The 24,775-nt window shown below is 38.5% G+C and carries 17 protein-coding genes; 9 read left to right on the top strand and 8 right to left on the bottom strand.

What is annotated here, in order from left to right:
- The first annotated feature begins 68 nt into the window (after positions 1-68).
- The gene (locus IPI15_RS07025; protein WP_287400271.1) at positions 69-596 is read left to right on the top strand and encodes a DUF3575 domain-containing protein; all 528 of its coding nucleotides are present in this window, start codon (positions 69-71) and stop codon (positions 594-596) included.
- Between the two features lie 84 nt (positions 597-680).
- Here the strand turns inward: IPI15_RS07025 and IPI15_RS07020 are convergent, their stop codons facing one another.
- From IPI15_RS07020 to IPI15_RS06995, 6 genes are all read right to left on the bottom strand, one after another.
- Positions 681-1,085 (bottom strand): DUF6855 family protein, encoded by a 405-nt coding sequence (locus IPI15_RS07020; RefSeq protein WP_287400270.1) that lies wholly within the window; start codon positions 1,083-1,085, stop codon positions 681-683.
- A gap of 11 nt (positions 1,086-1,096) precedes the next feature.
- On the bottom strand, positions 1,097-1,681 hold the full coding sequence (locus tag IPI15_RS07015; protein WP_287400269.1) for a hypothetical protein: 585 nt from the start codon (positions 1,679-1,681) through the stop codon (positions 1,097-1,099).
- Positions 1,682-1,769: 88 nt separating this feature from the next.
- A complete protein-coding gene (locus tag IPI15_RS07010; protein WP_287400267.1) occupies positions 1,770-2,273 on the bottom strand; it encodes a hypothetical protein in 504 nt (167 codons plus the stop codon).
- Between the two features lie 232 nt (positions 2,274-2,505).
- A complete protein-coding gene (gene nudK, locus IPI15_RS07005) occupies positions 2,506-3,078 on the bottom strand; it encodes a GDP-mannose pyrophosphatase NudK (protein WP_287400266.1) in 573 nt (190 codons plus the stop codon).
- A gap of 571 nt (positions 3,079-3,649) precedes the next feature.
- Positions 3,650-4,378 carry a DsbA family oxidoreductase gene (locus IPI15_RS07000; RefSeq protein WP_287400264.1) on the bottom strand — a complete coding sequence of 243 codons (729 nt, stop codon included), beginning with the start codon at positions 4,376-4,378 and terminating at the stop codon, positions 3,650-3,652.
- Positions 4,379-4,913: 535 nt separating this feature from the next.
- A complete protein-coding gene (locus tag IPI15_RS06995; protein ID WP_287400263.1) occupies positions 4,914-5,162 on the bottom strand; it encodes a hypothetical protein in 249 nt (82 codons plus the stop codon).
- Positions 5,163-5,315: 153 nt separating this feature from the next.
- Here IPI15_RS06995 and IPI15_RS06990 point away from each other — a divergent pair, with 153 nt between their 5' ends.
- The 8 genes from IPI15_RS06990 (at position 5,316) to IPI15_RS06955 (ending at position 23,380) form a co-directional block, all read left to right on the top strand.
- Positions 5,316-6,362, top strand: coding sequence for a DNA topoisomerase IB (locus IPI15_RS06990; protein ID WP_287400260.1), 1,047 nt, complete (start codon positions 5,316-5,318; stop codon positions 6,360-6,362).
- A gap of 128 nt (positions 6,363-6,490) precedes the next feature.
- Entirely contained in the window at positions 6,491-7,165 is a 675-nt protein-coding gene (locus tag IPI15_RS06985) for a response regulator transcription factor (protein WP_287400258.1), read from the top strand.
- On the top strand, positions 7,162-8,454 hold the full coding sequence (locus tag IPI15_RS06980; protein ID WP_287400257.1) for a sensor histidine kinase: 1,293 nt from the start codon (positions 7,162-7,164) through the stop codon (positions 8,452-8,454). Before IPI15_RS06985 ends, IPI15_RS06980 begins: the two co-directional genes overlap by 4 nt.
- A gap of 51 nt (positions 8,455-8,505) precedes the next feature.
- A complete protein-coding gene (locus tag IPI15_RS06975; RefSeq protein ID WP_287419691.1) occupies positions 8,506-9,234 on the top strand; it encodes a phosphatase PAP2 family protein in 729 nt (242 codons plus the stop codon).
- A gap of 128 nt (positions 9,235-9,362) precedes the next feature.
- Entirely contained in the window at positions 9,363-9,779 is a 417-nt protein-coding gene (locus IPI15_RS06970) for a PepSY-like domain-containing protein (protein ID WP_287400253.1), read from the top strand.
- Positions 9,780-9,793: 14 nt separating this feature from the next.
- Positions 9,794-12,205: a TonB-dependent receptor gene (locus IPI15_RS06965; RefSeq protein WP_287419690.1), complete on the top strand. Its 2,412-nt coding sequence runs from the start codon at positions 9,794-9,796 to the stop codon at positions 12,203-12,205.
- A gap of 181 nt (positions 12,206-12,386) precedes the next feature.
- Positions 12,387-13,595, top strand: a complete 1,209-nt coding sequence (locus tag IPI15_RS06960; protein WP_287400248.1) for an NAD(P)/FAD-dependent oxidoreductase — start codon at positions 12,387-12,389, stop codon at positions 13,593-13,595.
- A gap of 1,301 nt (positions 13,596-14,896) precedes the next feature.
- Positions 14,897-23,380, top strand: coding sequence for a PKD-like domain-containing protein (locus tag IPI15_RS06955; protein WP_287419689.1), 8,484 nt, complete (start codon positions 14,897-14,899; stop codon positions 23,378-23,380).
- 122 nt (positions 23,381-23,502) lie between these two features.
- Here the strand turns inward: IPI15_RS06955 and IPI15_RS06950 are convergent, their stop codons facing one another.
- Positions 23,503-24,012 carry an IS630 family transposase gene (locus IPI15_RS06950; RefSeq protein ID WP_287400485.1) on the bottom strand — a complete coding sequence of 170 codons (510 nt, stop codon included), beginning with the start codon at positions 24,010-24,012 and terminating at the stop codon, positions 23,503-23,505.
- Between the two features lie 38 nt (positions 24,013-24,050).
- Complete coding sequence (locus tag IPI15_RS06945; protein WP_287400243.1) at positions 24,051-24,563, bottom strand: helix-turn-helix domain-containing protein; 513 nt, start codon at positions 24,561-24,563, stop codon at positions 24,051-24,053.
- Positions 24,564-24,775 lie beyond the last annotated feature (212 nt).

Genomic DNA, 24,775 nt, shown 5'->3' with positions numbered 1-24,775 from the left:
AATTGATTTAAACAATTATGGCACTTTATATAAATAAATTACCTTTACATACAAACAAAATATGAAATATGAAAAAATTAATTTTGCTTATTTGCGTCGCACTTACTGCCACGATGACTTACGCTCAGGATGATACAAAATTGCGCTCTAATGAGATAAAGGTTAATGCACTTACTCTTGTGCTAGGTAATCCTGAAATTAGTTACGAACGCTTGCTCAATGAAAATTCAGGCTTGGGAATATCGGTCAATTTCAATATTGACAACAATCAATTATTGCCTTATAATTACATGATCATGCCATACTATCGACTTTATGTAGGTAGTAAAAGAGCTTCAGGGTTCTTCTTTGAGGGAAGCCTGGCGTATTTGAGTGAGGAAGTAGAAAGTTATGTATACCAAGGGAATGGCGGTTATTCATATACAATATCGGATGAAACTGGATTTGGAGTCGGAGTCGCCATAGGAGGTAAATTCCTTATTAAGAAAAGTATTATTTTCGAATTTTTTGGTGGACTTGGTAGAAATTTTAATGCAAATGATGATGGTTCATATGCTTATCCAAGGGTGGGAGTGAGCATAGGAAAGAGGTTTTAAATGATGATTATTCGTTAGAGCAATAGACTTTAACCTTCAAATTTTATAAAAAGATACGAGTCAATTGACTTGTATCTTTTTTCTTTATAGCGCTTTCATCTTATTTCCTCTGGCATCATGAGTGACTTCAGCAAGCCCCAGTACTTCCATCAAAGGCGGAACGTACATACCGAATCTTCCTCTCAGCCCTTTTTTCAAACCATACCATCCACCGACAGGATTTGTTTCTGAGCGGCCCCATGCTTCTACCGTTCCTTCCTTTGCGGGTTTTTGTTCATCCGCACTGCCAAGTTCCATCCAGTCTCCGTGGTCTTTCAACATGGTTTGTAGATCTTCAAGGCATCGCTGATCATACATCAAAGTAGTCTTGCCGACGACACAGACGATGACTTTGCGTCCGTCTTTCTCATCGAGATACATTTCGTATTCAGAGGTCTGTGGTGGTGTTTTTAGTTTCCAGGGATTGTCTTTTGTACCTAAGGTCGACATATTTGATTATTTTAATTTGTGATGGTCCAGGATCGGTTGTAGCCTGTAATATAATGCCTCTTTTTACTTCCAATTATAGCTAGTGTCAATCCACAACCCAATTGAAGAGCACTCAATTTATAGAGATTTTGTCTTGAGACTTTATCTTTTATAACTAACGTATTCAACATTGTGACGCCGGTAGATAACATTAAAATTGATCCGTAAATTGACAATTTTTTCTTTAGGTTTTTACTTTTGAAAGACTTGTAATTCTTGAAATATAGGATGTCGCTTTTAGCTATTTTATTTTGTAAAATATTGTCCCATGATATATCAATGTAATTAACTTCGGTTTCCTTTAGAACATTACTTTTAGAGAAGGTTTGTAAACTCATTCCCAAACTATCCTTTTCAATAGAAGTAATGCTTCCCAATGCTTCAGTATAATTACAACAGCTGTCTTTTTTATATGACTTGACCTTTGAAAGCACGATAAAATAAACCGAGTTTTCTTTAAAAGATTTTATTTGGGAATCTCTTTTAATAGTCAGTTCCTGGCCAAAACTACCAAAAGCAAAAAAACAACTTAACGCAATCAATAGAATTTTCAACATCGAGTAATTTTCTTTATTGATGAGCATGAATTGAGTCCAAATATACTCATATGTATTGAAAAAAATCACTTAATTAAAAATCTGTAAATCACATTTCCTTGCCAAAAGAAAAGCCCCAACTCACATAAGCCCCTGGAATGAAATAGGGTTTGATATAACCGGGTGATAAGCCACATCTAAAGATTCCCTTTCTTTTGTATTTTCTGTAGCCAATATTTAAACTAGGATAGAGCGTATTTGAATCGCTATTTGGAAAAAATATTGGCAAACCTACCACATCATCCTGAGGACTGTCTACGTAGTAATAATAGATATCCAAGCCTAATTCAAAAAACTTTTTATCATTTCCAAACAAGTAATACCCTCCTGCACCAGTCATAATTGAGATTGTATTTATACCGAGATTCGATCCTATATTTGCCTTAAATCCAAAGTTATTATTTTGGACTTTATGGTCCAGGGATAGATTAAAAACCAATCCATTTTTTCCAATTTCGAAGGAGACAGCGTTTCTGCCTGGGACAGAAGGACGGGATTGGCTGTGTAAGTAGAGATTGAAAAAAAGAAAAATTAGAAGGGTGAATACTTTCATTGATAATTATTTTCAGTGTCCTAAAAGTATTGAATTCGACATAATTAATTTGATGAATAATTGAGTTACACTATTATATGAATTTTAAAATGTTTTGAAATAAATTCGATTCCAGAAACTTTTAATAATTAACGATAACGAAGGCCATACTTCCCCTCTTGCAGAGGGGTGGCAAAGCCGGGGTGAGATTCTTTCAAAGATTATATTATGAATTTACAACACTATATATACCTCACAAGATCGAATTAATCTTCAGATACTGCAACAACATGATCGTCTTCGCATCTTTGATCTCCCCCCTTTTGACCATATTCATTGCGTCTTCAAATGCCACCTCCATTACTTCAATATTTTCTCCATCGATGCCGCCACCATCATTCACCTTCATATCTTTTGTATAAGCGCCGATGAAGAAATGCAATATCTCTGTGACGGAACCCGGCGACATGTAAGTTTCAAAAATCTTGCGAACATCTGTTACTTTGTATCCTGTTTCCTCCTCCGTTTCTCTTCTTATACAATCTTCAGGGTTGTCTGCATCCAATAATCCTGCAATTGCTTCTATCATCATTCCAGACGGATTTCCATTGATAAAGGTTGGAAGCCTGAATTGTCGTGTGAGAATGACAGTTTTGTTTTCCTTGTTATATAACATAATGGTGGCGCCATTTCCTCGGTCATATGCTTCTCTTGTTTGAACTACCTTTTCGCCGCTGGCTGTTTCGTACTCAAAAGTGACTTTGTTGAGGATGTACCAATTGTCGGAGAGGATTTCGGTTTTGAGGACTTTAGGATTTTTTGACATGTATTTATTTTAATTTGATATTTATTATTAAGGCCTCCCCCTACCCCCCTCCAAAGGGGGAAAGGCTTCGTAGCATCCCCCTCCAAAGCTAGGGTTTATACACATCTTTTTCGTTTATTTCAAAGTGAAACCTTGGTGACACCCTGAGCTAGGGTTTATAAATAAGTATTTTTTCATTAAAAGCCTTAGCTATAAAAGTAAAATAATCATTTGATTTTAAGTTGATTATACGCAAAATAAATTTTGCAGACACCAGAACGTAGGTTAACCTACGCTCAACGTTCCACATCGAACGATGTACAAATTTAAAGTTATACGAAACGGAATAATATAATTGACCAATATTTTGCCGTATAATACCGAGCTGAAAGTCGTTTGTCCAAATTTAATTGGACTATTACGAATTTCCATTCGGTATTAAAGCTAAGATCGTGAGGTTCGGCGCAGTTTTAACTACGTCGGGGCGTCAACAAAGTTTACTTTGAAATTTATTGTAAAGACCTCCCCAACTGCCCTCCAAAGTGGGAAATCCTCCGTAGCAAATTATTATTCATTATTCATTATTCGCTGATCAGTCACAGTTACCATCAGGAGTGCACACTTGCCCATCAATTATTTCAAGTTTTTGTACGGGATTTTCTTTTGACCATTCAGCAAATGATTGCTCAAGAGTCTGTGAAAAAGCCTCAATAGGTTGTGCGCCTGAGATCCCGTATTTTCTATCGAAAACAAAAAAGGGAACGCCCCTCACACCAAGTTTTTCACCTTCCTGAATATCTTGTTTTACTTTATAAGCATAGTCGTCATTGCTTAAAGATTCCATTACTTCTTCTTCTGTAAGTCCGATTTCTACGCCCATTTTTACGAGGTCATTCGTATCTCCAAAATTCCTGCCATCTGTGAAGTATGATTGAAACAATTTTTCTTCCGCCGCATCGCCCAATCCTTTGCTTTTAGCCATTTGGATCATTCGGTGTGCATTCATCGAGTTGGCTACTTTTGCTATGTCAAAATTGTAGGTAAGACCGGCAGCTTGCGCCATCTGCATAACACCCTCATGCATTTGTGTTGCTTGTTCGACACTAACGCCTTTTCTTTCTGCAAGATATCCATAGACTGTGGTATCGGCACTGATGTCCTCAGGAATCGTTGGATCTAGCTGAAAGCTTTTCCATTCGATGTCTATATTTCCGGAATTGTCAAAGGTCTTTAGAGCTGATTCAAAATGCCGCTTTCCAATGTAACAGAAAGGACACATAATATCACTCCATATTTCCACCTTCATTTTACGTTCTGTCATGTTCTTTTTTTTGAAGATAAACAGGGGAGAAGAATTTTAGTTGAGAGGATGAAAAGATCGGAGTATGATAGTATATGAGTAAAGCAGTATATCAGGATACTTAAGGAAAGTTAAAGGTGTACAAGGTTTTTGATGGATAATAATCTATTCAATAATACTCGGCTTGGGAATAAACTTCAATACCATACAATTGCAGTTTTGAAAACACAAATGCAATTTATTGCAGGCCAAGGCCATCGGCTATCAGCCATAAGCTTTAAGCTTTAAAAATTAATCTAGAATCTTCTCCAATCTGCAATCCCCATTCTTCGAGTCATTTTCAATTTTCAATTCTCCATTTTCAATTCATCTGCTGTTTTGAAAATATAATACCATATTGCGTCTAACAAAGCCATTAGCTATCAGCCATTAGCTATCAGCCATTAGTTATCAGCCATAAGCCATAAGCTTTAAAAAATAATCTAGAATCTTCTCCAATCAACAATGCCCCTTCTCCACCTCATTTTCAATTTTCAATTCTCCATTTTCAATTAAATCAAAGCTTCTTAACCACCTGCATCAAAATCTTCTTCCAAAGCTCCATATTGTCCTTATTGATCACATAGTATTTTGCTTCATTGGACCATTCTTCCAGCGTTTCGTTGATGATCTCATCTTCCTCATCCCATTGCATGCTGTCAGAAGTAAGAGCATTCCAGGCAAAGTCATGCACATGCTCCACCTTAATTTCCTCCTCTAGAAATCTGTTACAAATATGTATTAAAACTTCTCTTGTTATTTTCATTGTTGCAGTTGGATTAGGTACAAGGTCGTTATAAATAGCGAGATTGGAGGAGAAATTTGTAATTTATTAATAAATAAAACATGCCTTAATCTTTTATCTATTCAGGCAACTATTTTTTTTAAATCTACGTTGAAACTCTCACAATGAGTAAAAATGGTAGATGTAAATGTTTCTCCCCAAGAAATTGCTAAAGCAATGAAATTGCGGTATGTGAGTTCCGACAAAAAAGGATATTCGAGGCAGAAGAAAGGTAAAGGCTTTATTTACCTGGATACGAAAGAGGAAGAAATTAAGGATCCGGAAATATTAGATCACATCAAAGGCCTAGTCATCCCACCTGCATGGACGGATGTCTGGATCAGCCCATATCCTAATGGTCACTTGCAAGCGACAGGATACGATGTCAAGGGAAGAAAACAATATCGTTATCATTCTCGATGGTCCAAAGTCAGAAATGACAATAAATTTGGTCGCATTCTGGAATTTGGAAAAAAACTCCCTGCGCTTCGTAAACAAATAATAAAAGACCTTCGAAAAAGGACGCTAACCCGTGAAAAGGTAATTGCAATCGCTCTGAGTGTGATGAATGAAACGGCAATAAGAGCAGGTAATTCTACGTATGAAAAAACCTATGGATCCTATGGATTAACAACATTAAAAAATAAACATGTCTCTATTTCGGGCGCTGAAACTTTCTTCAAATTTGTTGGTAAAAAAGGAGTAAAACAACAAATTAAATTTAAAGACAAGTCTCTTTCTCGTTTGCTGAAGAATGTCAAAGAGTTGCCAGGCCAGGAATTATTTCAATATTATGATGAAAATGGTGAAATAAAAAGATTGGATTCGGGGGATATCAATGACTATCTGAAAACTCATATGCATGAGGAATTTACAAGTAAGGACTTCAGGACATGGGCAGGATGTATCATGGCTCTTGAATTAATGGCTGTGACGGAGGACTTTGATTGTGATAGTGATTGTAAGAAAAACATAATATCCATCATAGATGGTGTGGCTGCAAGACTTGGAAATACGCGTACTGTAAGTAAAAAGTACTACATACACCCGGGCTTAATCACTTCCTATGAAGCCAAAAAATTGGACAAAATCCTAAAACCTTTAAAAACCAAGGAATTAACTAAGGAAATGCATGTGGAGTCAGAAAAGGCGTTTTTGAAATTTTTGAAACAATTAAAATAAAGGATACACAATAAATTGTAAGCGGAAATCGGCAGAAATATTTTATTAATTTAACTTTCTTTTCAGATAGTATCAATAATACGTTACATATTCCAAATTAATTCAAAATTGGTTCCTTATTTTGCATCGTGAAAATTCTTATAATTGAAGACGAAGCGGCATTAGCTAAAAGTATTTCGGATTATCTATCTGAAGAAAACTATATATGCGAATTCGCAGAAACCTTTGCCATGGCATTGGAAAAAGTAGAAAACTATAGTTATGACTGCATATTACTGGATCTAATGTTGCCGGATGGCAGTGGAATGGATATTCTTGAAATGCTAAAAAAGCAAGGAAAAGAAGAAGGGCTGATCATTATTTCTGCCAAAGATGCCCTGGATGATAAAATTAAGGCATTACAAATAGGTGCAGATGACTATCTAACCAAGCCTTTTCATCTACAGGAATTAGCCGCAAGGATTTTCTCTATTATTAGAAGGAAGCAATTCGGAAATAATAATATAATACAGCAGAACGAATTGTATATAGATCTGCTGGCGAAGACCATCCTCATCAATGAAAATCCAATCACACTTACGAAAAAGGAATTCGATCTCCTCATTTACTTCATTGGCAATAAAAACAAAGTCATTTCTAAAAGTACACTTGCCGAGCATTTATCAGGAGATTTTGCCGACATGCTGGACAACCATGACTTTATATATGCGCACATTAAAAACCTCAAAAAGAAATTATCTGAAGGCGGTTGCGGCAATTATTTAAAAACCGTGTATGGCACAGGATACAGATGGGAAGCATGAATAAATTACTAAATAAAACCCTCAAGGCATTTGCAATTTATTCTTTAATTGTTTTTTCAATAAGTATCCCGTTTTATTATTATACAGTAGACAAAATCTGGTTAAATGAATTGGATGAGCACAATCGAATAATTGCCGACCGTACTGCGCAAGAAATGAATAATATTCACCTTTCACAAGATGAATTAGATAAAACTATATTTATTTGGAATAAGCTCCAGGCAGGTTCACGGCTTGAAAAGATGGAATTTAATACTCCTGCTATTGACTCAACTTATACAAGCACAGCAACTAATTTGTATTCTGAAACTGAGGACACTGATAGATTCAGGGGGCTCGCCAAATCTATCACCATTAATAAAATTCCGTATTTATTGACCATTGAAACCAATGTAGAGGAAACAGAAGAAACGGTAGTCGTGATAGCAATGGTCTCTTTGTTGTTTTTCTTTATACTAGTCATTGGCTTTCTTGCGATAAATAGATGGCTATCAACAAAGATTTGGTCACCATTTAATAATACGCTCACAAAATTAAAATCCTTTAAATTAAGCCAAGAAACGAATATCGATTTTGAAAAATCAAGTACAATTGAATTCGAAGAATTAAATGAAGTATTGAATAAATTAATTGATCAAAATATTTCCATCTATAAAACCCAAAAAGAATTTACCGAGAACGCTTCACATGAATTGCAAACACCTTTAGCAATTATTAAAAATAAGCTTGACCTGCTAGTCCAAAAGGAGCCACTTACCGATCGTCAATATAATATCGTGGAAGAAGTCAATGTGGCACTTTCAAGAATTTCTAGAATAAACAAAAATTTGCTGCTGTTGGCTAAAATTGAAAACAACCAGTTTGAGGCACGTGAAGAAGTCAACATAAGTGAACTCGTAGCAAATGCGCTTGAATTTGTTAAGGAACTTAGGGTAGATAAAAACATAGTTATACACACTGCAATGGAAGAGAATGTCACCGTAATAGGTAATCGTGTTTTGACTGAAATTATGATCAATAATTTATTATTCAATGCATTTACACATAATACATTGAACGGAGAGTTAAGTATAGAGTTAAAAAAAGGTTTGTTGTTAATTTCGAATTCGGGAGTTCAGGCATTAGATGAAGGGGATTTATATGCTCGTTTTAAGAAAAATTCACACAATAATAAAGGCAATGGATTAGGGTTGGCAATAATATATGAAATATGTAAAAAACAGAAGAGCTCTATTGAATATACTTTCGCCGACCATCTACATCATTTTAAAATCAGCTTCAAAATATAGTTTTAATTACAAAGTAAATTAGGAGAATTAACTCTTTAAAAGAATAATTAAATGAAAATTTTAGATAGATATTGCACAAGAATTTATTTTATTATTTTGATTCTAACGATTTCATTGAATGAATCATTTTGCTTTACGAGCGTAATAATTGATGGTGATAGTAGTAAAATTCAAATTGAAAAGGGTAAGGATAAATTTAATTTTAAACAATTATCCGTTCCAGCTGGATTAATTTTTTCCGGAATACTCATGAATAGTAACCGCACAGAGTCTATAAAAAACGAGATAGTAGAAGAAAGAAATGAGCATATTCCAAATTTCAAAACCCATGTCGATGATTATTTGCAGTTTTCGCCCATTGCAATATCATATGGTCTGGATGCATTTGGTATAAAGTCAAAAACCGATTTTACCAACCGAACTGTAATTTTGATAAAAGGTGAATTAGTAATGCTTGGCACTGTCTATATTTTAAAGAATTCTATTCACCAGGAGCGCCCGGATATTTCTAATTACCATTCATTTCCTTCAGGCCATACAGCCCAAGCATTCGCAGCAGCAACTTTTCTGAGTGAAGAATATAAATACAAGTTCAAATTGATGCCATATTTATCATATGGCATTGCAGGCAGTGTTGGTGCTTTGAGAATGTTCAATAACAAACATTTTATAAGTGATGTCCTTGTTGGAGCTGGCATAGGATATTTGTCTATGAAGGCAAGTTATTGGACACATCAATATAAATGGGGTAGAAGGGATCCCATTATGAAAGAATTTTAATTACACTATTTCTCTAATTAAATTTTGACATAAAAGAAAATCATGAGTTCTCCAAATAATTCAATATTTCTACAGAATCAATGATCAACTTTGCAACACAATTAATTAATAATTAAAATATTCAAGTTATGTATAAGCACATATTAATGCTAATATTTGTTTCAATCTCATTGTGTTTAAATGCTCAAAAACTAAGTGAGAAAGCCGTTCCGGAAGCTGTAAAAGCCGCGTTTAAAACTAAGTATCCGGCTGTCTCAAAAGTTAAATGGGAGAAAGAAAATCTAAATTATGAAGCGGAATTTGAAGAAAATGAGATCGAAAGTTCAGCTTTATTGGATACATCCGGTAAAATCCTAGAAATAGAAAGTGAAATCAGCCAGAATCAACTTCCGGATGCTATTCAATCGTATTTGAAAAAAAATCATCCCAATGAAAAAATTAAGGAAGTAGCTGAGATCATTGATTTTAATGGTGTCATCACGTACGAAGTTGAATTAAAATCGGGAGACAAAATTTTTGATACTAATGGAAATTTGATTGAATAAAAATAATTAATTTAATGATAAAATATTTCACGCTGACAATGCTGTTTATCCCATTGTCAGTATCTAATATCTATTCCCAAGTATCTTCCATTGCTATCTCCGGGATCATAAAAGATGCGGCAGAAGATAAAGTTTTACCTTATGTAAATGTAGTACTTATGAATGCAAAGGACAGTTCTTTTGTGTCAGGCTCTGTTTCCAATGACCAAGGCAGATTTACAATTGCAAACATTTCCTCCAGTAATTATTATTTAGAGATCTCCTTTGTTGGCTATTTGACGCTAAGAAAGGAAGTTTTTGTCGGCAGTCTGTCAGATTATCTTGATCTGGGTACGATAGAATTAGCTGAAAACATGCAGGTATTGGACGAAGTAATTATTACTGCCAAACAAGATGAAATAAACAATAAATTGGATGTCAGGACTTATTCTACTCAGGATAATATCAGCCAAAGTGGCGGTTCTGTATTGCAATCACTTCAGAATTTGCCCGGTGTCTCTATTGACAATGGAAAGGTATTATTGAGGGGAAATGAAAAGGTATCCGCGCTGATAGATGGCAAACAAACCGCTTTAACCGGCTTTGGTAGCCAATCAGGACTTGATAATCTACCTGCTTCTGCTATTGAAAGAATTGAAATTATTAATAATCCTTCTTCAAAATTTGACGCAAATGGCAATGCAGGTATTATCAATATTATACTAAAGAAGAATAAGAAGGAGGGCTTCAATGGAAAGGTAGGTTTGTCCGGAGGACTTGGAGCATTGTGGTTAAAAAAAGAAAATTTACCTTCGATCAGACCTCAATATCAATACACACCAAAAATTAATCCCTCTCTTTCTTTAAATTACAGAAAAGGTAAGCAGAATTTGTTTATCCAGGTGAACAATCTTTATACACATACGCTCAATAAAAATGAGTTTATAACCAGGAAATATGATAACGGTGATATCACAAAGCAACAATTAAAAAGAAATCGAAATACCAATTTCTTTACAAGCAAAGCCGGTGTTGACTGGAATTTTAATGAAAAAAACACATTGACTGTTTCAGGCTTATTTGGTAGTGAAAAGATTATCGACCGTGGTGACCAACCTTTCTTTAATGAAGATCTAACTTCCAGAAGGAGGCTATGGCAATTTTTGGAAGATGAATTAAAGACGACTGTAATGGCAACTGCGTCATTTCAACACAAATTTAGTCAACCGGGTCGCTTTTTGAATATTGGTTTAAATTATACCTTTCATAGAGAGGACGAAAAGTACTTTTTTAATAATATTTTACAGGACTATACAGGAAAGGATGCTTTTAAATTATTGTCCGACGAACATGTCGCAGATTTAAATGTCGATTATTCCAAACCTTTAAGGTATGGGAAATTAGAAACCGGCCTTAAATTGCGCAGAAGGAATATCCCAACTAATATGCAATTTTTTCCCGGACTTAATTCACCTTTGGATACTAATGCCGGGGGCTGGGCAACTTATAGTGAAATAATCCCCGCGGTATATGGTAATTATTTATTTGAGAATAAAAAGTTTGAAGCTGAAGTAGGGGTAAGACTTGAGTATGTAGATTTGCAGTATGATGTTAATCCTGATCATAATACATATAAAAGTGATGGATATAATTACATTCAACCATTTCCAAATATTCGTCTGGGCTATAAATTAAACGATCAAAATAAATTATCTGTTTCTTTTAACCGAAGAGTGGACAGACCGAATGAGGTCGATATTAGAATTTTTCCAAAGTATGATGACGCCGAAATTATAAAAGTAGGCAATCCTGCCCTAAGACCACAGTTTACGACTGCTTTGGAGTTGGGGTATAAGAGAAATTGGCGAAATGGATATTTGTATTCAGCACTTTATCACAGGACGGGGAAGGGCACCATTACCAGAATATTGAGTTCGGTTTCCGATGATAATATGATTTATGCCATATTTCAGAATGCGGGGAAAAGTTTAAATTCAGGAATTGAAATCATAATGGGTCAGGATATGACGAAAATGTATTCAATGAATTTGAATATAAATGTTTATTACAATCAGATCAATGCATTTAGTGTGAAGAACTTATATCCTGTTCCTAATACTTTTTCTGCCGTGCAACAAAAAGTTTATTCAGGAAATATTAAATTAAATAATCAATTTCATTTCACGAAGAAATTGGATGCTCAGATTTCCCTTGTATATCTTGCTCCTGATATCATTCCACAAGGAAAAATTGGGTCAAGATTTTCGTTGGATGTTGGAATAAAGAAATCTGTTCAGAACGGTAAGGGTGAATTCTTTATCAATGGTACAGATTTATTAAATACTATGAGAATTAAAAAGGAGATCATAGCTGAGAATTTTAATTATAAAAGTGCAGACTATTATGAAACTCAGGTCATAAGAATAGGATATTTGTATAAATTTTAATTGTGAATTTAATACATAGTAATTAGGCAAATTGGCATTGTATTCAACAATCTAATATTCATTAATTTGACTACAATTATCCTTTTCAACAGGAACTTTTTTCCTTTTTTCCTCATTTATTTCTCATGTCTTCAAGTCCTCCCACCAATAACAATTAACAATTAATACCTAACAATTACACATGGATTTATACGCTGGATTTCCCTATTGGCTGGTCAAAAACCCTTTATTTAATCATGTGCATGAACTTGAACAGGACATTTCAATAGATGTCGCCATCATCGGTTCGGGGATCACAGGAGCACTGGTGGCACATGAATTGTGTAGTCATGGCTTTAAATGTGCCATATTCGACAAGAGGTCTATCGGGACGGGAAGTTCTGCGGCGAGTACAGCGCAGCTACAGTACGAGATCGATGTTCCCTTGCACCAGTTATTGAAAAAAGTAACCGAACGCACAGCGGTAACAGCTTACCGAGGCTGCCTACAATCCATCACTGACCTCGAAAATGTCTTTAAAAAAACAAAGGTGGATGCAGAATTCGAGCGCCGTTCCAGTCTTTATGTTGCTTCAGATAAAAAGGGTTTAAAAGAGATCGGAAAAGAATATGATGCGCGCATTAAATATGGCCTTCCTGTAGAATATATGTCTCAGGAGGATCTTAAAGATACCTATAATATAGACCGTAAAGGTGGGCTTTACAACAATGTCTCCGGGCAGCTGGATGCTTACAAAGCCGCTTCAGGTCTCATCCGTCATCATCATGAGAAAAATGGTCTGGATCTTTATCCTTATACCGAAATTGAAAAACATCAAGCTACATCTGATGGGTATGAACTCCTCACTACCTCAGAAAAATATATAAAATGCAAATACCTCATTGTGGCGGCAGGATTTGAGGCGGGTGCTTTTCTTCCAAAAAAAGTAATGAATTTACTCAGCACTTATGCCTTGGTTTCGGAACCAATGCGGAAGGACGAATTGTGGCATGAAGAATCGTTGATTTGGGAGACCGCCCGACCTTATTTTTATCTTCGAACCACAAATGATAATCGCATCATGATCGGTGGGGAGGACATTAAGTTTAAGAATGAAAAATTGAGGGATGCATTGCTTCAGCGTAAAACTGACAAACTCCTTGCTACCTTTAAAACACTATTTGCTGACATCGAATTAAAATGCGAAATGGCTTGGTGTGGCACCTTTAGTGAGACTAAGGACGGGCTTCCTTACATCGGAGAATATCCGGGTTATCCAAACATGCTTTTTGCACTGGGTTATGGCGGCAATGGAATTACTTTTTCTATGATTGCAGCACAGATCATTTTAAATAAATTGAAGGGCAAGGAAGATGAAAGGGAAAAGGTGTATGGATTTGAAAGGAAATGATGGAGTGATGTAATTTGATCACCAAAATATTTTGGTAGCGTAATTAAATACTAAAAGTTGTAAAAGCAAGCTTAAAATTGTTCTTACTCACTTCATGATTAAGTGCAATTATTTAACGATTGAAGTCCATATATTTCCACGTCGAACAAAGTAAATAGTATTGATCCGCCCAATAAATTTTTATATTGTACAATGATCAACACTAACTTATAGACAAACATCCAACTTCAAAAATCGTGTGTAAAACAAATTGCACTAAGCCAAAAAAGAAAATCCCTATAGCATAAAGATTCCTCGCTTCGCTTGGAAAGACGTTAGGTAGATGGGATGGGGGTATAAAATGGGGTGGCTTACTATTCTTAGAAATAGTGATTTATATATAAAGGGTACCACAATCTTAGAAATAAAATAAATGATCAATATATCGACTGATTGATAGGAATTTAGAATAAAATAAAATACCTTTATTGTCGACATTGACATTGCTTCAATTTTAGGTAATTAAAGCTTATGGAAATGCCGTTTTTTTACCCCTTTACCCTTAATTCTAAACTACCACGTACATGAAAAAGTGTTTCCAATTACTTGGCTTATTGCTAGCTTTACTGTTTTTATCCTCTAAATCTGGGGGGGGGGGGGGGGGGGGGGGTGGCCAGCAACCCTTTACTGTTGGTGTAGAGAAGAAGGTTCAATTATTGGCTTGTTTTTTTTTAATTAACGTTTTAAAATAGGAGAATATTTAATATATTAGTGTCTGACAAACAACAATATAAATCAAATAATTCTCCTTGGATAAGCACAAAGTTATAGAAATTTTCTTCTGTTGCCATTTTTGCAAAGTTATCAGTCAGATTTTGATCCAAGCAACACCTTTACTGTTGGAATTGTAGAGAAAGAAGATCGGTTTCCTGATTGGTTACATATGAGCGTTTAATCAGACACAAAACCGACTTTTTGTTCCATTGTTGATGTTTTTGAAAGACAGATGTTTGGTGGAACAGTAATTTATTTTGACCCAGATCGTGGTTGCCCAAAAAGAAAAAAGGGAAAGGGCAAAGGGTTGGCCAAACCAAAAGCACAATGGGCTGTTTTTTTGGTAACCCCCCCCGATTAATAAAGAAAGGGGTGAGTTGTGAACTTCTACCTGTCCAAGCAATTGGCTTGATGAAGCACATTCTCTGCCCAATACATTTGGAGATTGGGCAGCGAATCATGCCGTGATTAAATGGTAGATTTGGTTCCCGCAGGTGGCATAGCACAGGGAACAGAAGTGTTTTTTATTAAATTACTACCATGATGAGTTGCCGGCCGGTTCTGAATATTACGAATGGAGAGCATCTTCTGATGAAGCAGGAGTAACACTTCTTGGAACTATTACAAATGAAACACCTATTATCCCTACCGCGCTTCCTCCACCAAATGGCTATACAGATGGTTTGAATCTTGCAGTTGGTGGTGACAACCTTTTGGTTTTTCAAACAGGTCCCCCCGCCGGCCCTGCAACAAATTATAATGATGCTACACGCAGATTTATAACAGCATTGCTAGCTAACATTGTGACTAATACTACTGTGTATGCAACATGGGATTTGGTTCCGGTAACACTCAATGAAAGTAGTGTCCCACCTGGTTTGGTAAATGGCCAAACCTGCTTTCTTATGTCACCAGGGCCTTTACCTTCGGCTGTGACAAATGGAACCATTGAGCCTGATAACGGAAAATTCAGTGCTTGTGCTTTAGCAAGTGCCTGTTCAGCATCGCAGATGTCAGCCATAATTTACAATACTGCCAATTGGACTTATAACAACAGTGCATTTCCTTTAGGCACTTCCAGTAGCCAATGTTCGTACAATATTTTATCGGCCAATACGATCACTCTTAGTTCAGCAGCCGGTACGAATGCACAAACGGTTTGCATAAATTCTCCAATAACAAATATAACTTATAACACGACTGGTGCTACAGACGCTACCTTTAGTGGATTACCAGCAGGCGTATCCGGCAGTTGGTCAGCCAATGTTGTAACCATTAGTGGTTCACCATCTACGACCGCAGGTTCTCCATTCAGCTATACAGTAACACTTACAGGAGGTTGTGGAACAATTACAGCTACAGGTTCGATTACCGTAACTCCAAACAACACAGTCACCCTTACGTCTGCAGCCGGTACCAATTCGCAAACGGTTTGTATAAATTCTTCGATGACAAATATAACTTACTCTACTACAGGAGCTACGGGGGCTTCATTTAGTGGATTACCGACAGGTGTGTCAGGTAGTTGGGCATCAAATGTGGTTACGATCACCGGTACACCAAGTACTACTGTAGGTTCGCCATTTAGTTATACAGTAACACTTAATGGAGGTTGTGGAACAATTACGGCTACTGGTACAATAACGGTTAATCCGCTTAATACTATTTCGCTAACTTCAGCACTCGGGACGAATAATCAAACGGTGTCGGTAAATACACCTATTACCAATATTACCTATTCAACTGTTGGAGCTACAGGAGCTTCTTTCAGTGGTTTGCCTGCCGGAGTATCAGGTAGCTGGGCTAGCAATGTAGTAACTATCAGTGGTTCGCCATCTACAATTGTTGGTTCACCTTTCAATTATACAGTAACACTTAACGGTGGTTGCGGAACCGTAACTGCTGGAGGAACAATAACTGTAATTGCATGTAGCATTATATTGACATCTGGAGCAGGTACTGATGCACAATTAATTTGCAATGGTTCTGCAATAAATACAATAACCTATTCTACAAACATTGCTACAGGCGCTAACTTTGCAGGTTTGCCTGCCGGAGTATCTGGTAGCTGGGCTGCTAATGTAGTAACCATAAGTGGTACACCCTCAGGTCCCGGAACTTCTAACTATACTGTTACGCTTACTGGCGGAGGTTGTAGTAATGTAGCATCAGGTAGCATAAATGTAAATTCGATTCCTTCTGCATTGGTAATAAGCTCAACCGGTTCAGCATCTTTGTGTACTTCTGGAGCAGTTACATTAACTGCCACTACACAAGCGGTTACCGACCTTTCATTCACTACATCAAATATCGGTACATCTGGCACAAATCAATGGCAATCATTTAAACCAAATATTACCGGGGCTTTGAATGCAATACAAATTAAACCTAATGGTTGCCCTAGTGGAAATATTACTCTGAACATATATAGTGGTGTTGGCACAGGAGGAACATTGTTGAATACTCAGACTGTCACAATAAGTGATTGTAGTGCATTTCTTGGATTTAATATCAGCGCTTTAAACCTAACGGCAGGAAATGATTATACTTTTCAATTAGTAACTGCAAGTAATCTTAGTTTGATTGGGACATATTCCGGCTATGGCTCATACTTTTCGGACGGTTACGGATTAAATCCACCATGGAGACTCATTTTTATAACCACTATGACACCTGCATTGGGAAGTGTTCAGTGGTTTGAAAATAACTTGTTGATACCCGGCGCAACGATGTCATCTTATAGCCCCGCAGCAGTTGGAAATTATACAGCGGAAAATTATAATGGAAGTTGCTATTCAATTCCGTCAAATAACATAGCTGTTACAAATACACCACCTGTAACACCGGTAATAACTGCAGGAGGCCCTACAACATTCTGTATTCCGGGTACAGTAACATTAACGGCGGAAGTAACACCAGTCACTGATCTGTCATTTACTACAGTTAATACCGGTACAGCCGGTATTAATCAATGGCAGAGTTTTGTACCCACAGTCGATGGTATGACGGGGACAATAGAGATCCAATTAAATGGTACAACCAACAATACATATGCATTCAATATTTACAGCGGCATAGGTACATTCGGAAGTCTGGTAAGCACGCAAAGTGTTTTAATAAATGGTCCCGGCGGTTTTTACTCTATAAATATTACACCGGTACATTTAACCCCAGGAAATACATATACATTTCAGCTTTTAGGAGCGTCTAGTCTTAGCCTAACTGCAAATAACGGATCATATGGAACCTATTTTTCAGATGTATATGGATATCCTGCATCTAGGCTAAACTTTAAAACCATCGTTACCCCTTTTATTACCAATATACAATGGCATAATGGTGCAAGTCCCATTGGTGGTGCAAATGCCCTGACATACAATGCTAGTGTTTCAGGTAGCTACACAGCGGAGTCAGGTATAACAGGTTGCAGCTCAACATCCAATCCTATTGTGGTAGCAGCCAACCCTGATAATACAATTACATTAACTTCGACGGCAGGAACAAATGCACAGACTGTATGTCTTAATACCCCAATTACGAATATTACCTATTCAACTACCGGCGCTACAGGTGCCACCTTTAGTGGTTTACCTGGGGGCGTCTCTGGCAGCTGGGTGGCCAATGTGGTGACAATATCAGGGACACCAAATACAACAACGGGTTCACCGTTCGGTTATACCGTCACCTTGACAGGAGGATGTGGAGTTGTAATCGCAACCGGTGGCATAACAGTTAATCCAATACCTGATGTAGTACAACCTGCCAATCAAACTGTATGTAATAATACGTCAACTGCGGCGGTAAATTTTACCGGTTCATTACCTGGTACAACATTTAACTGGACGAATAATACACCTTCCATTAGTCTGGCTTCAAGTGGAAGTGGCAATATTGGGAGCTTTACTGCTACTAATGCAACTAATGCTCCGGTAGTAGCTACTGTTATAGTGACTCCTTCGACAGAAGGTTCAGGACTTGTCAACTTTAATTATACTGGATCAATGCAAACGTGGACTGTGCCTGCAGGAGTTACTCAGTTAACCATAGAAACTTGGGGCGCGCAAGGAGGCCCGGGTAATTATGGTGGTAATGATCCGGGAGGCTTAGGTGGATACGCTAAAGGCGATTTAGCTGTTACCCCGGGACAAATTTTGAATATATATGTAGGTGGAACACCAACTACAACTGGCGGTGGTTGGAATGGAGGAGGTAATGCAGGTGGAACTTTTGGTTTTCGTGGAGCTGGAGGCGGAGCCTCTGATATTCGCTTTGGAGGAACAACTTTAAATAACAGAATACTTGTAGGAGCCGGTGGCGGTGGAAGTAGTGGTGCAACTGCTGTAGCCGGTGGCGGTGGTGGCTTAATCGGCGGAGACGGAGGTTATCCTGGATCTCAGGGATTTGGAGGAACACAAATAGCTGGTGGCCTTGGCTCTCCGGGAGATCCGGAATGTTTGCCGGGCACATTTGGATTGGGAGGCAATAATTCAGGTAATTTCAATTGCTCCGGTGGCGGTGGCGGCTGGTATGGAGGTGGTGCAGGTGCCGGTGGAGGAGGAGGTTCCAGTTATATTGGTGGTGTGACCGGAGGTTCTACGACATCTGGAATGCAGTCAGGCAATGGACTAGTAATCATATCCTATATTGGAACTAATTGCACAGGCACTCCAAAAACCTTCACAATCACTGTCAATCCAACCCCAGTTGGCTCCGCTTCGCCGCAAACAATCTGTGGGGGAACAGCTAGCAATGTGGCATTAAGTTCAACAGTAACCGGTACCACATATACCTGGACGGCAACGATACAAACTGCTCCTTCGGGTGGCACTATCACTGGATTCAGTAATTGTGCTGCAGCCTGTGGCACTTCGATCATTCAGACGCTGACCAATACAGGAACAACATCCGGAGTGGTAAGATATACAGTCACTCCAACAGCCAACGGATGCCCCGGAGCACCATTCACCGTAGATGTAACAGTGGATGTTTGTTGCCCTACGATACCGACGCTGACAACTAATCCAACTCCAGAAGTATGTTCAGGAAGTAACGTAATCCTAACAGCTTCGGGTTTAACAACGATGAATCCTAATAGCTACGGCATCACATTTAAATACTTCAGTGCAGCTCCTGCTGATCCTTATACTGGTGGAACAGACATTGCAACCATTCCAAATGGAAGCCTTACAGGTGGAGGAACAGGAGCCACGACTACTACAAGTATTTTACCAGTCGGTAATAACTTTATATATGCTATTCTTTCACCGACTCCTACTGATGTTAATTGTCGGCCATCGGCGACGGCAAGTATATTAGTTAATCCTGTACCGGTAGTAACAACTGCCGCTACGGCGACTATCTGTAGTGGCACTGCCACCAGTATTGCTTTGATGGCAAGTACAGATCCTGGAACTACCTTTACCTGGATGATAGGTACTATCACGGGTGGAATAACAGGCGCCAGCGCTTGTGCAAGTAGTTGTGGTACTTCCATAGCTCAAACATTGACCAATCCGGGTTCAGCAGCAGGTACTGTACAATATGTTGTTACTCCTGTGTCATCTCTTGGTTGTACGGGTGCACCATACAATATTACAGTAACGGTCAATCCAACACCGAATGCTGTGGCAACGCCGGCTTCACAGACCATCTGTTCTGCAGCTTCGATCAGTACGATTGTATTATCAGGAAACGTATCTGGAACAACTTACGCTTGGACTAGAGACAATGCAGCAAGTGTCACCGGCATCGCATCAAGTGGATCAGGTAACATCTCGGGCTCATTGACCAATACCACAAGTGCTCCTGTCACCGTGACCTTTACGATCACACCAACTGCAAACAGTTGTCCAGGAGCGGCTATCACTGCAACGGTTCTGGTTAATCCAACTCCGAATGCAGTGGCAACACCTGCTTCACAAACGATCTGTTCTGCCGCTTCGATCAGTACGATTGTATTATCTGGCGCTGTAAGTGGAACAACGTATGCTTGGACAAGGGATAATTCCGGCACAGTAACGGGTATTGCTTCATCGGGTTCGGGCAACATCTCAGGCTCTTTAACAAATACAACCAATGCGCCAGTTACCGTGACCTTCACGATCATACCGACAGCAAACAGTTGTCCTGGAGCAGCTATCACAGCAACGGTTCTGGTTAACCCAACACCGAACGCAGTGGCAACGCCAGCCACACAAACCATCTGTTCTGCAGCTTCGATCAGTACAATTGTACTTTCAGGTGCTGTGAGTGGAACAACATATGCCTGGACCAGGGATAATGCAGTTGCAGTAACAGGCATCGCAGCTTCAGGTTCCGGCAACATCTCAGGCTCTTTAACAAATACAACCAATGCGCCAGTGACCGTGACCTTTACGATCATACCGACAGCAAACAGTTGTCCTGGAGCAGCTATCACTGCAACGGTTCTGGTTAACCCAACACCAAATGCAGTTGCAACGCCAGCCACACAAACCATCTGTTCAGCCGCTTCAATAAGCACAATTGTATTATCTGGCGCTGTAAGCGGAACTACTTACGCTTGGACCAGGGATAATGCAGTTGCAGTAACAGGCATCGCAGCTTCAGGTAGCGGAAATATCTCAGGCTCACTGACCAATACAACCAATGCGCCTGTGACAGTGACCTTTACGATCATACCGACAGCAAATAGTTGTCCTGGAGCAGCTATCACTGCAACGGTATTGGTTAATCCAACGCCAAACGCAGTTGCAACGCCGGCATCACAAACCATCTGTTCAGCATCTTCGATCAGTACCATTGTATTGACAGGCGCTGTATCTGGAACGACGTATGCATGGACTCGCAACAATACAGGAACTGTAACAGGCATAGCTGCCAGCGGATCAGGAAACATATCCGGAACACTGACTAATACAACCAATGCGCCTGTGACAGTGACCTTTACGATCATACCGACAGCAAATAGTTGTCCTGGAGCAGCTATCACTGCAACAGTATTGGTTAATCCAACACCAAATGCAGTTGCAACACCGGCAACACAGACCATCTGTTCTGCGACTTCGATCAGTACCATTGTACTGACAGGTGCAGTAAGTGGAACAACCTATGCATGGACACGCAACAATACAGGAACCGTCACAGGCATAGCTGCCAGCGGATCAGGAAACATCTCCGGAATACTGACCAATACAACCAATGCGCCTGTGACCGTAACATTTACGATCATACCGACAGCGAACGGTTGTCCGGGAGCGGCAATCACTGCAACGGTATTGGTTAATCCAACGCCAACAGCGGTAGCGACTCCTGCCACACAGACCATCTGTTCAGAAACTCTTATCACTACCATAACACTGTCGGGTCCGGTAATCGGAACAACTTTCACATGGACACGCAACAATACTGCAACTGTCACCGGTATCGCAGCATCTGGTTCGGGTAATAATATCTTCGGAGCACTTACCAATACCACTTCCGCACCGATCACCGTGACCTTTACGATCACGCCTTCTGCAAATGGTTGTATTGGAACAACCACCACAGCCACCGTCATCGTTAATCCTAAACCTATTGGAACAATATCAATAGCTCCTAATCCGGCTTGTGTTGGTTCTACAGTGCAGCTTTCTGCTTCAGGAGGTAGTACTTACAGTTGGTCAGGTCCTCTGGGATGGACATCCTCTGCACAGAATCCAACTATTTTGTTGACTACTCATCTGCAGGCTGGTAAGTACTTTGTCACTGTATCTAATACTTATGGTTGTTCTGTAGTATTGTCTTCACAACTGAGCGTTAACTATCCACCGATCGCAACCGCTTCTTATGAGCTATCGACCGCTTGTGTAGGTAGTAACCTTCAGTTACATGGCACAGGAGCAGGATCATATGCATGGTCCGGACCTAATGGATTTACAAGCAATCAGCAAAATCCTCAGATACCAAATGTAACTGTAGCCAATAGCGGATTATATATACTGGTGGTAACAAGTCCAAATGGATGTACAGCAACAACAACACTGAACATCACAATTAATAATCCTCCTGCGCTTTCAGCAAATCCAACACTCACACAAACATGTGAAGGATCTAAGATCCAGTTGTTTGCCTCAGGAACAGGAAGTTTTGTTTGGAATGGCCCGGCGACATATACTTCAACAGATCAGAATCCTGTCATCCAGAATATTCCGATCCATATGTCAGGTATTTACACCGTGAATCTTACAGCAAGTACGGGTTGTGTTTCCACAGCTTCTGTGACGGTGAAGGTTTATGACCAGATCCATGCGATCGCAACAGCATCAGAGGATACGATCTGTCAGGGACAGAGCTTACAATTGCATGCTGAAGGTGGTAGTACTTATCTATGGAATGGACCTAATGGATTTAACTCCACAGAGTCAGATCCAAGGATAGACAATATCACACCTGCAGCTTCTGGTAAATACTATGTATATATCAGCAATGAAGGCGGATGCTTTGGTTATGCAGAACTTACCATCGTGGTAAAACCATCAGCAAAATCCTTTGCCTATGCCACACCAAATCCTGTCAACGAAAACAGCCCTGTGCAGTTTATCGCAAGCAGCAATGGAGTAGCTTATTCATGGTCAGGACCGTTAGGATTTACAAGTAACCAACAGAATCCTTTCATCAAGAAAGTAACGCGCTACATGGCAGGTGTCTACACCGTGACCATCACTAATGAAAATGGCTGTCCAAGCATCGTCAAAGTCATCCTAAGAGTATTGTATACAAACAAAGGTGGAAATACAATCGATGGTGATGGCGATGGATTAACTACCAGATCAGAAGTAACGGGCACGGTCTATCCGAACCCAACCAATGACTTGTTGTACTTCGATACACAAAGCTCTGAACCGATAGAATATGTGATCTACGATGTCAATGGCAAGATGCAGGTAGTTCAGAAAACGACCTCAGACAAATACATCTCCACCTCACAACTACCTAGCGGTATCTATCAAATCAGATGGAAATCGAAAGACAGCGAGCAGTGGATCGTGAGTAAGTTTGTGAAGATCAGGTAAGAGTTATCATTAATTTTATTAAAAAAAAGCCACTGCAATTTATTTGCAGTGGCTTTTTTATTCGAAAACCGTGATCTCCTACTTATCAATCCATCTTAAACGATAGTGACATATTAAATAGACTAAAAGTCACCTAAAGAGATATACTCGAAAGAGCATATTGATTTTATCTTATCAGGAGTCAGAAGATTTATTGTTTCAGTGAAGAAAAGGCTAATTACCTTAAGGTTGGTGAAATGTTTGTTGGTAAATTTTCTTTTTATGTGATGCCACATTTTTTCTGCAGGATTGAGTTCAGGGCTGTAAGGCGGTAGGAATAGTAATACAATATTGTCGGGTATTTCTAGCTTTTTTGCTTTGTGGAATGCGCCGTTATCAAGTACAATAATTTTGTACTTTTTTTTATTTTGTTCAGAAAATTGATTGAGGAATATTTGAAAAGTTTCTCCAATGCAATAGGGCATTATTAATAGGAATTGATCTCTGGTCACGGGAGAGAATGCACCGAATAAATAAGTATATTCAAAAACTTGCTGAAAATTACAGACCGGCTGTATTCCTTTAGCTGTCAAACCCCTTCCGTACTTAGTATGCAATCCAAATCTACTTTCATCTTGAAAATATAGATTGATACTGCTATAATGTAATGGCGCAGAAATCGACAGTTCAGCTATTTTGTTCGTGAAGTTTTTTTAAAAGTGATTACGGATTCACCGTCCTTTTTTACATGGCTTTTTCTGGCCACCTTAACCTTGGAACCGAAATTTTTGATCGCATACTTTAGTATTGTGTTGTACTTCAGCTCTTTTTTAAATTCTTTTTCAATCCATTCTTGCAACTCTACATAACCCGCCAGACCATTTTTAGGGTCTCGTAACTTCTGTTCCAACTTAATATGTTCCTCTTTGGTGAAAACGGAAGGCTTACCTGATTTGCCCTTACGACCATTTGACATTAATAATTCAATACCTCCGGTCTTATATGCTGATCTCCAGTCTTGAATACTTTGGCTGCTGACACCTAAACTCTCCATCAAATCACGTTTAGACAAAGCTTTTTCTCCTGATTTCTTCATTAAGATAAGCATTTTAATACGTGGTTGTATCATAGGAATTGCATTCTTTAAATGATTTCTTAGTTCGATCAGGGACTCTTTTACTGGTATGTGTAATGCGTTTGACATATTGATTATGATATTTATTATAGACCAAATATATAACAAATAATCCATAATACCTAATTTGGACTATAATATATTTCATTATCGTATAAAACAAAACGAACTGTAAATAATCGAGATTAAAATCATTCCAATAATAATAAGCCGAAATTCGTTTATAGCATTTTTTATGGACTAGATTTAATTTCTATTCCGCACAACACAAAGATGCCGAA

It is taken from the genome of Candidatus Brachybacter algidus (genome assembly GCF_016707225.1).
GTDB classification, from domain to species: Bacteria; Bacteroidota; Bacteroidia; order Chitinophagales; family Saprospiraceae; genus Parvibacillus; species Parvibacillus algidus.
The sequence above is the reverse complement of the archived record's forward strand: the minus strand, read 5'-3'. Positions and strand labels throughout refer to the sequence as shown.

What these genes read in the sequence shown, in the direction of transcription:
- IPI15_RS06990 (WP_287400260.1), top strand. Translation starts at nt 5,316, where the DNA reads ATGGTAGATGTAAATGTTTCTCCCCAAGAAATTGCTAAAGCAATGAAA.
- IPI15_RS06960 (WP_287400248.1), top strand. Translation starts at nt 12,387, where the DNA reads ATGGATTTATACGCTGGATTTCCCTATTGGCTGGTCAAAAACCCTTTA.
- IPI15_RS07010 (WP_287400267.1), bottom strand. Translation starts at nt 2,273, where the DNA reads ATGAAAGTATTCACCCTTCTAATTTTTCTTTTTTTCAATCTCTACTTA.
- IPI15_RS06975 (WP_287419691.1), top strand. Translation starts at nt 8,506, where the DNA reads ATGAAAATTTTAGATAGATATTGCACAAGAATTTATTTTATTATTTTG.
- IPI15_RS06965 (WP_287419690.1), top strand. Translation starts at nt 9,794, where the DNA reads ATGATAAAATATTTCACGCTGACAATGCTGTTTATCCCATTGTCAGTA.
- IPI15_RS07015 (WP_287400269.1), bottom strand. Translation starts at nt 1,681, where the DNA reads ATGTTGAAAATTCTATTGATTGCGTTAAGTTGTTTTTTTGCTTTTGGT.
- IPI15_RS07025 (WP_287400271.1), top strand. Translation starts at nt 69, where the DNA reads ATGAAAAAATTAATTTTGCTTATTTGCGTCGCACTTACTGCCACGATG.
- IPI15_RS06980 (WP_287400257.1), top strand. Translation starts at nt 7,162, where the DNA reads ATGAATAAATTACTAAATAAAACCCTCAAGGCATTTGCAATTTATTCT.
- nudK (WP_287400266.1), bottom strand. Translation starts at nt 3,078, where the DNA reads ATGTCAAAAAATCCTAAAGTCCTCAAAACCGAAATCCTCTCCGACAAT.
- IPI15_RS07020 (WP_287400270.1), bottom strand. Translation starts at nt 1,085, where the DNA reads ATGTCGACCTTAGGTACAAAAGACAATCCCTGGAAACTAAAAACACCA.
- IPI15_RS06970 (WP_287400253.1), top strand. Translation starts at nt 9,363, where the DNA reads ATGTATAAGCACATATTAATGCTAATATTTGTTTCAATCTCATTGTGT.
- IPI15_RS06995 (WP_287400263.1), bottom strand. Translation starts at nt 5,162, where the DNA reads ATGAAAATAACAAGAGAAGTTTTAATACATATTTGTAACAGATTTCTA.
- IPI15_RS06945 (WP_287400243.1), bottom strand. Translation starts at nt 24,563, where the DNA reads ATGTCAAACGCATTACACATACCAGTAAAAGAGTCCCTGATCGAACTA.
- IPI15_RS07000 (WP_287400264.1), bottom strand. Translation starts at nt 4,378, where the DNA reads ATGACAGAACGTAAAATGAAGGTGGAAATATGGAGTGATATTATGTGT.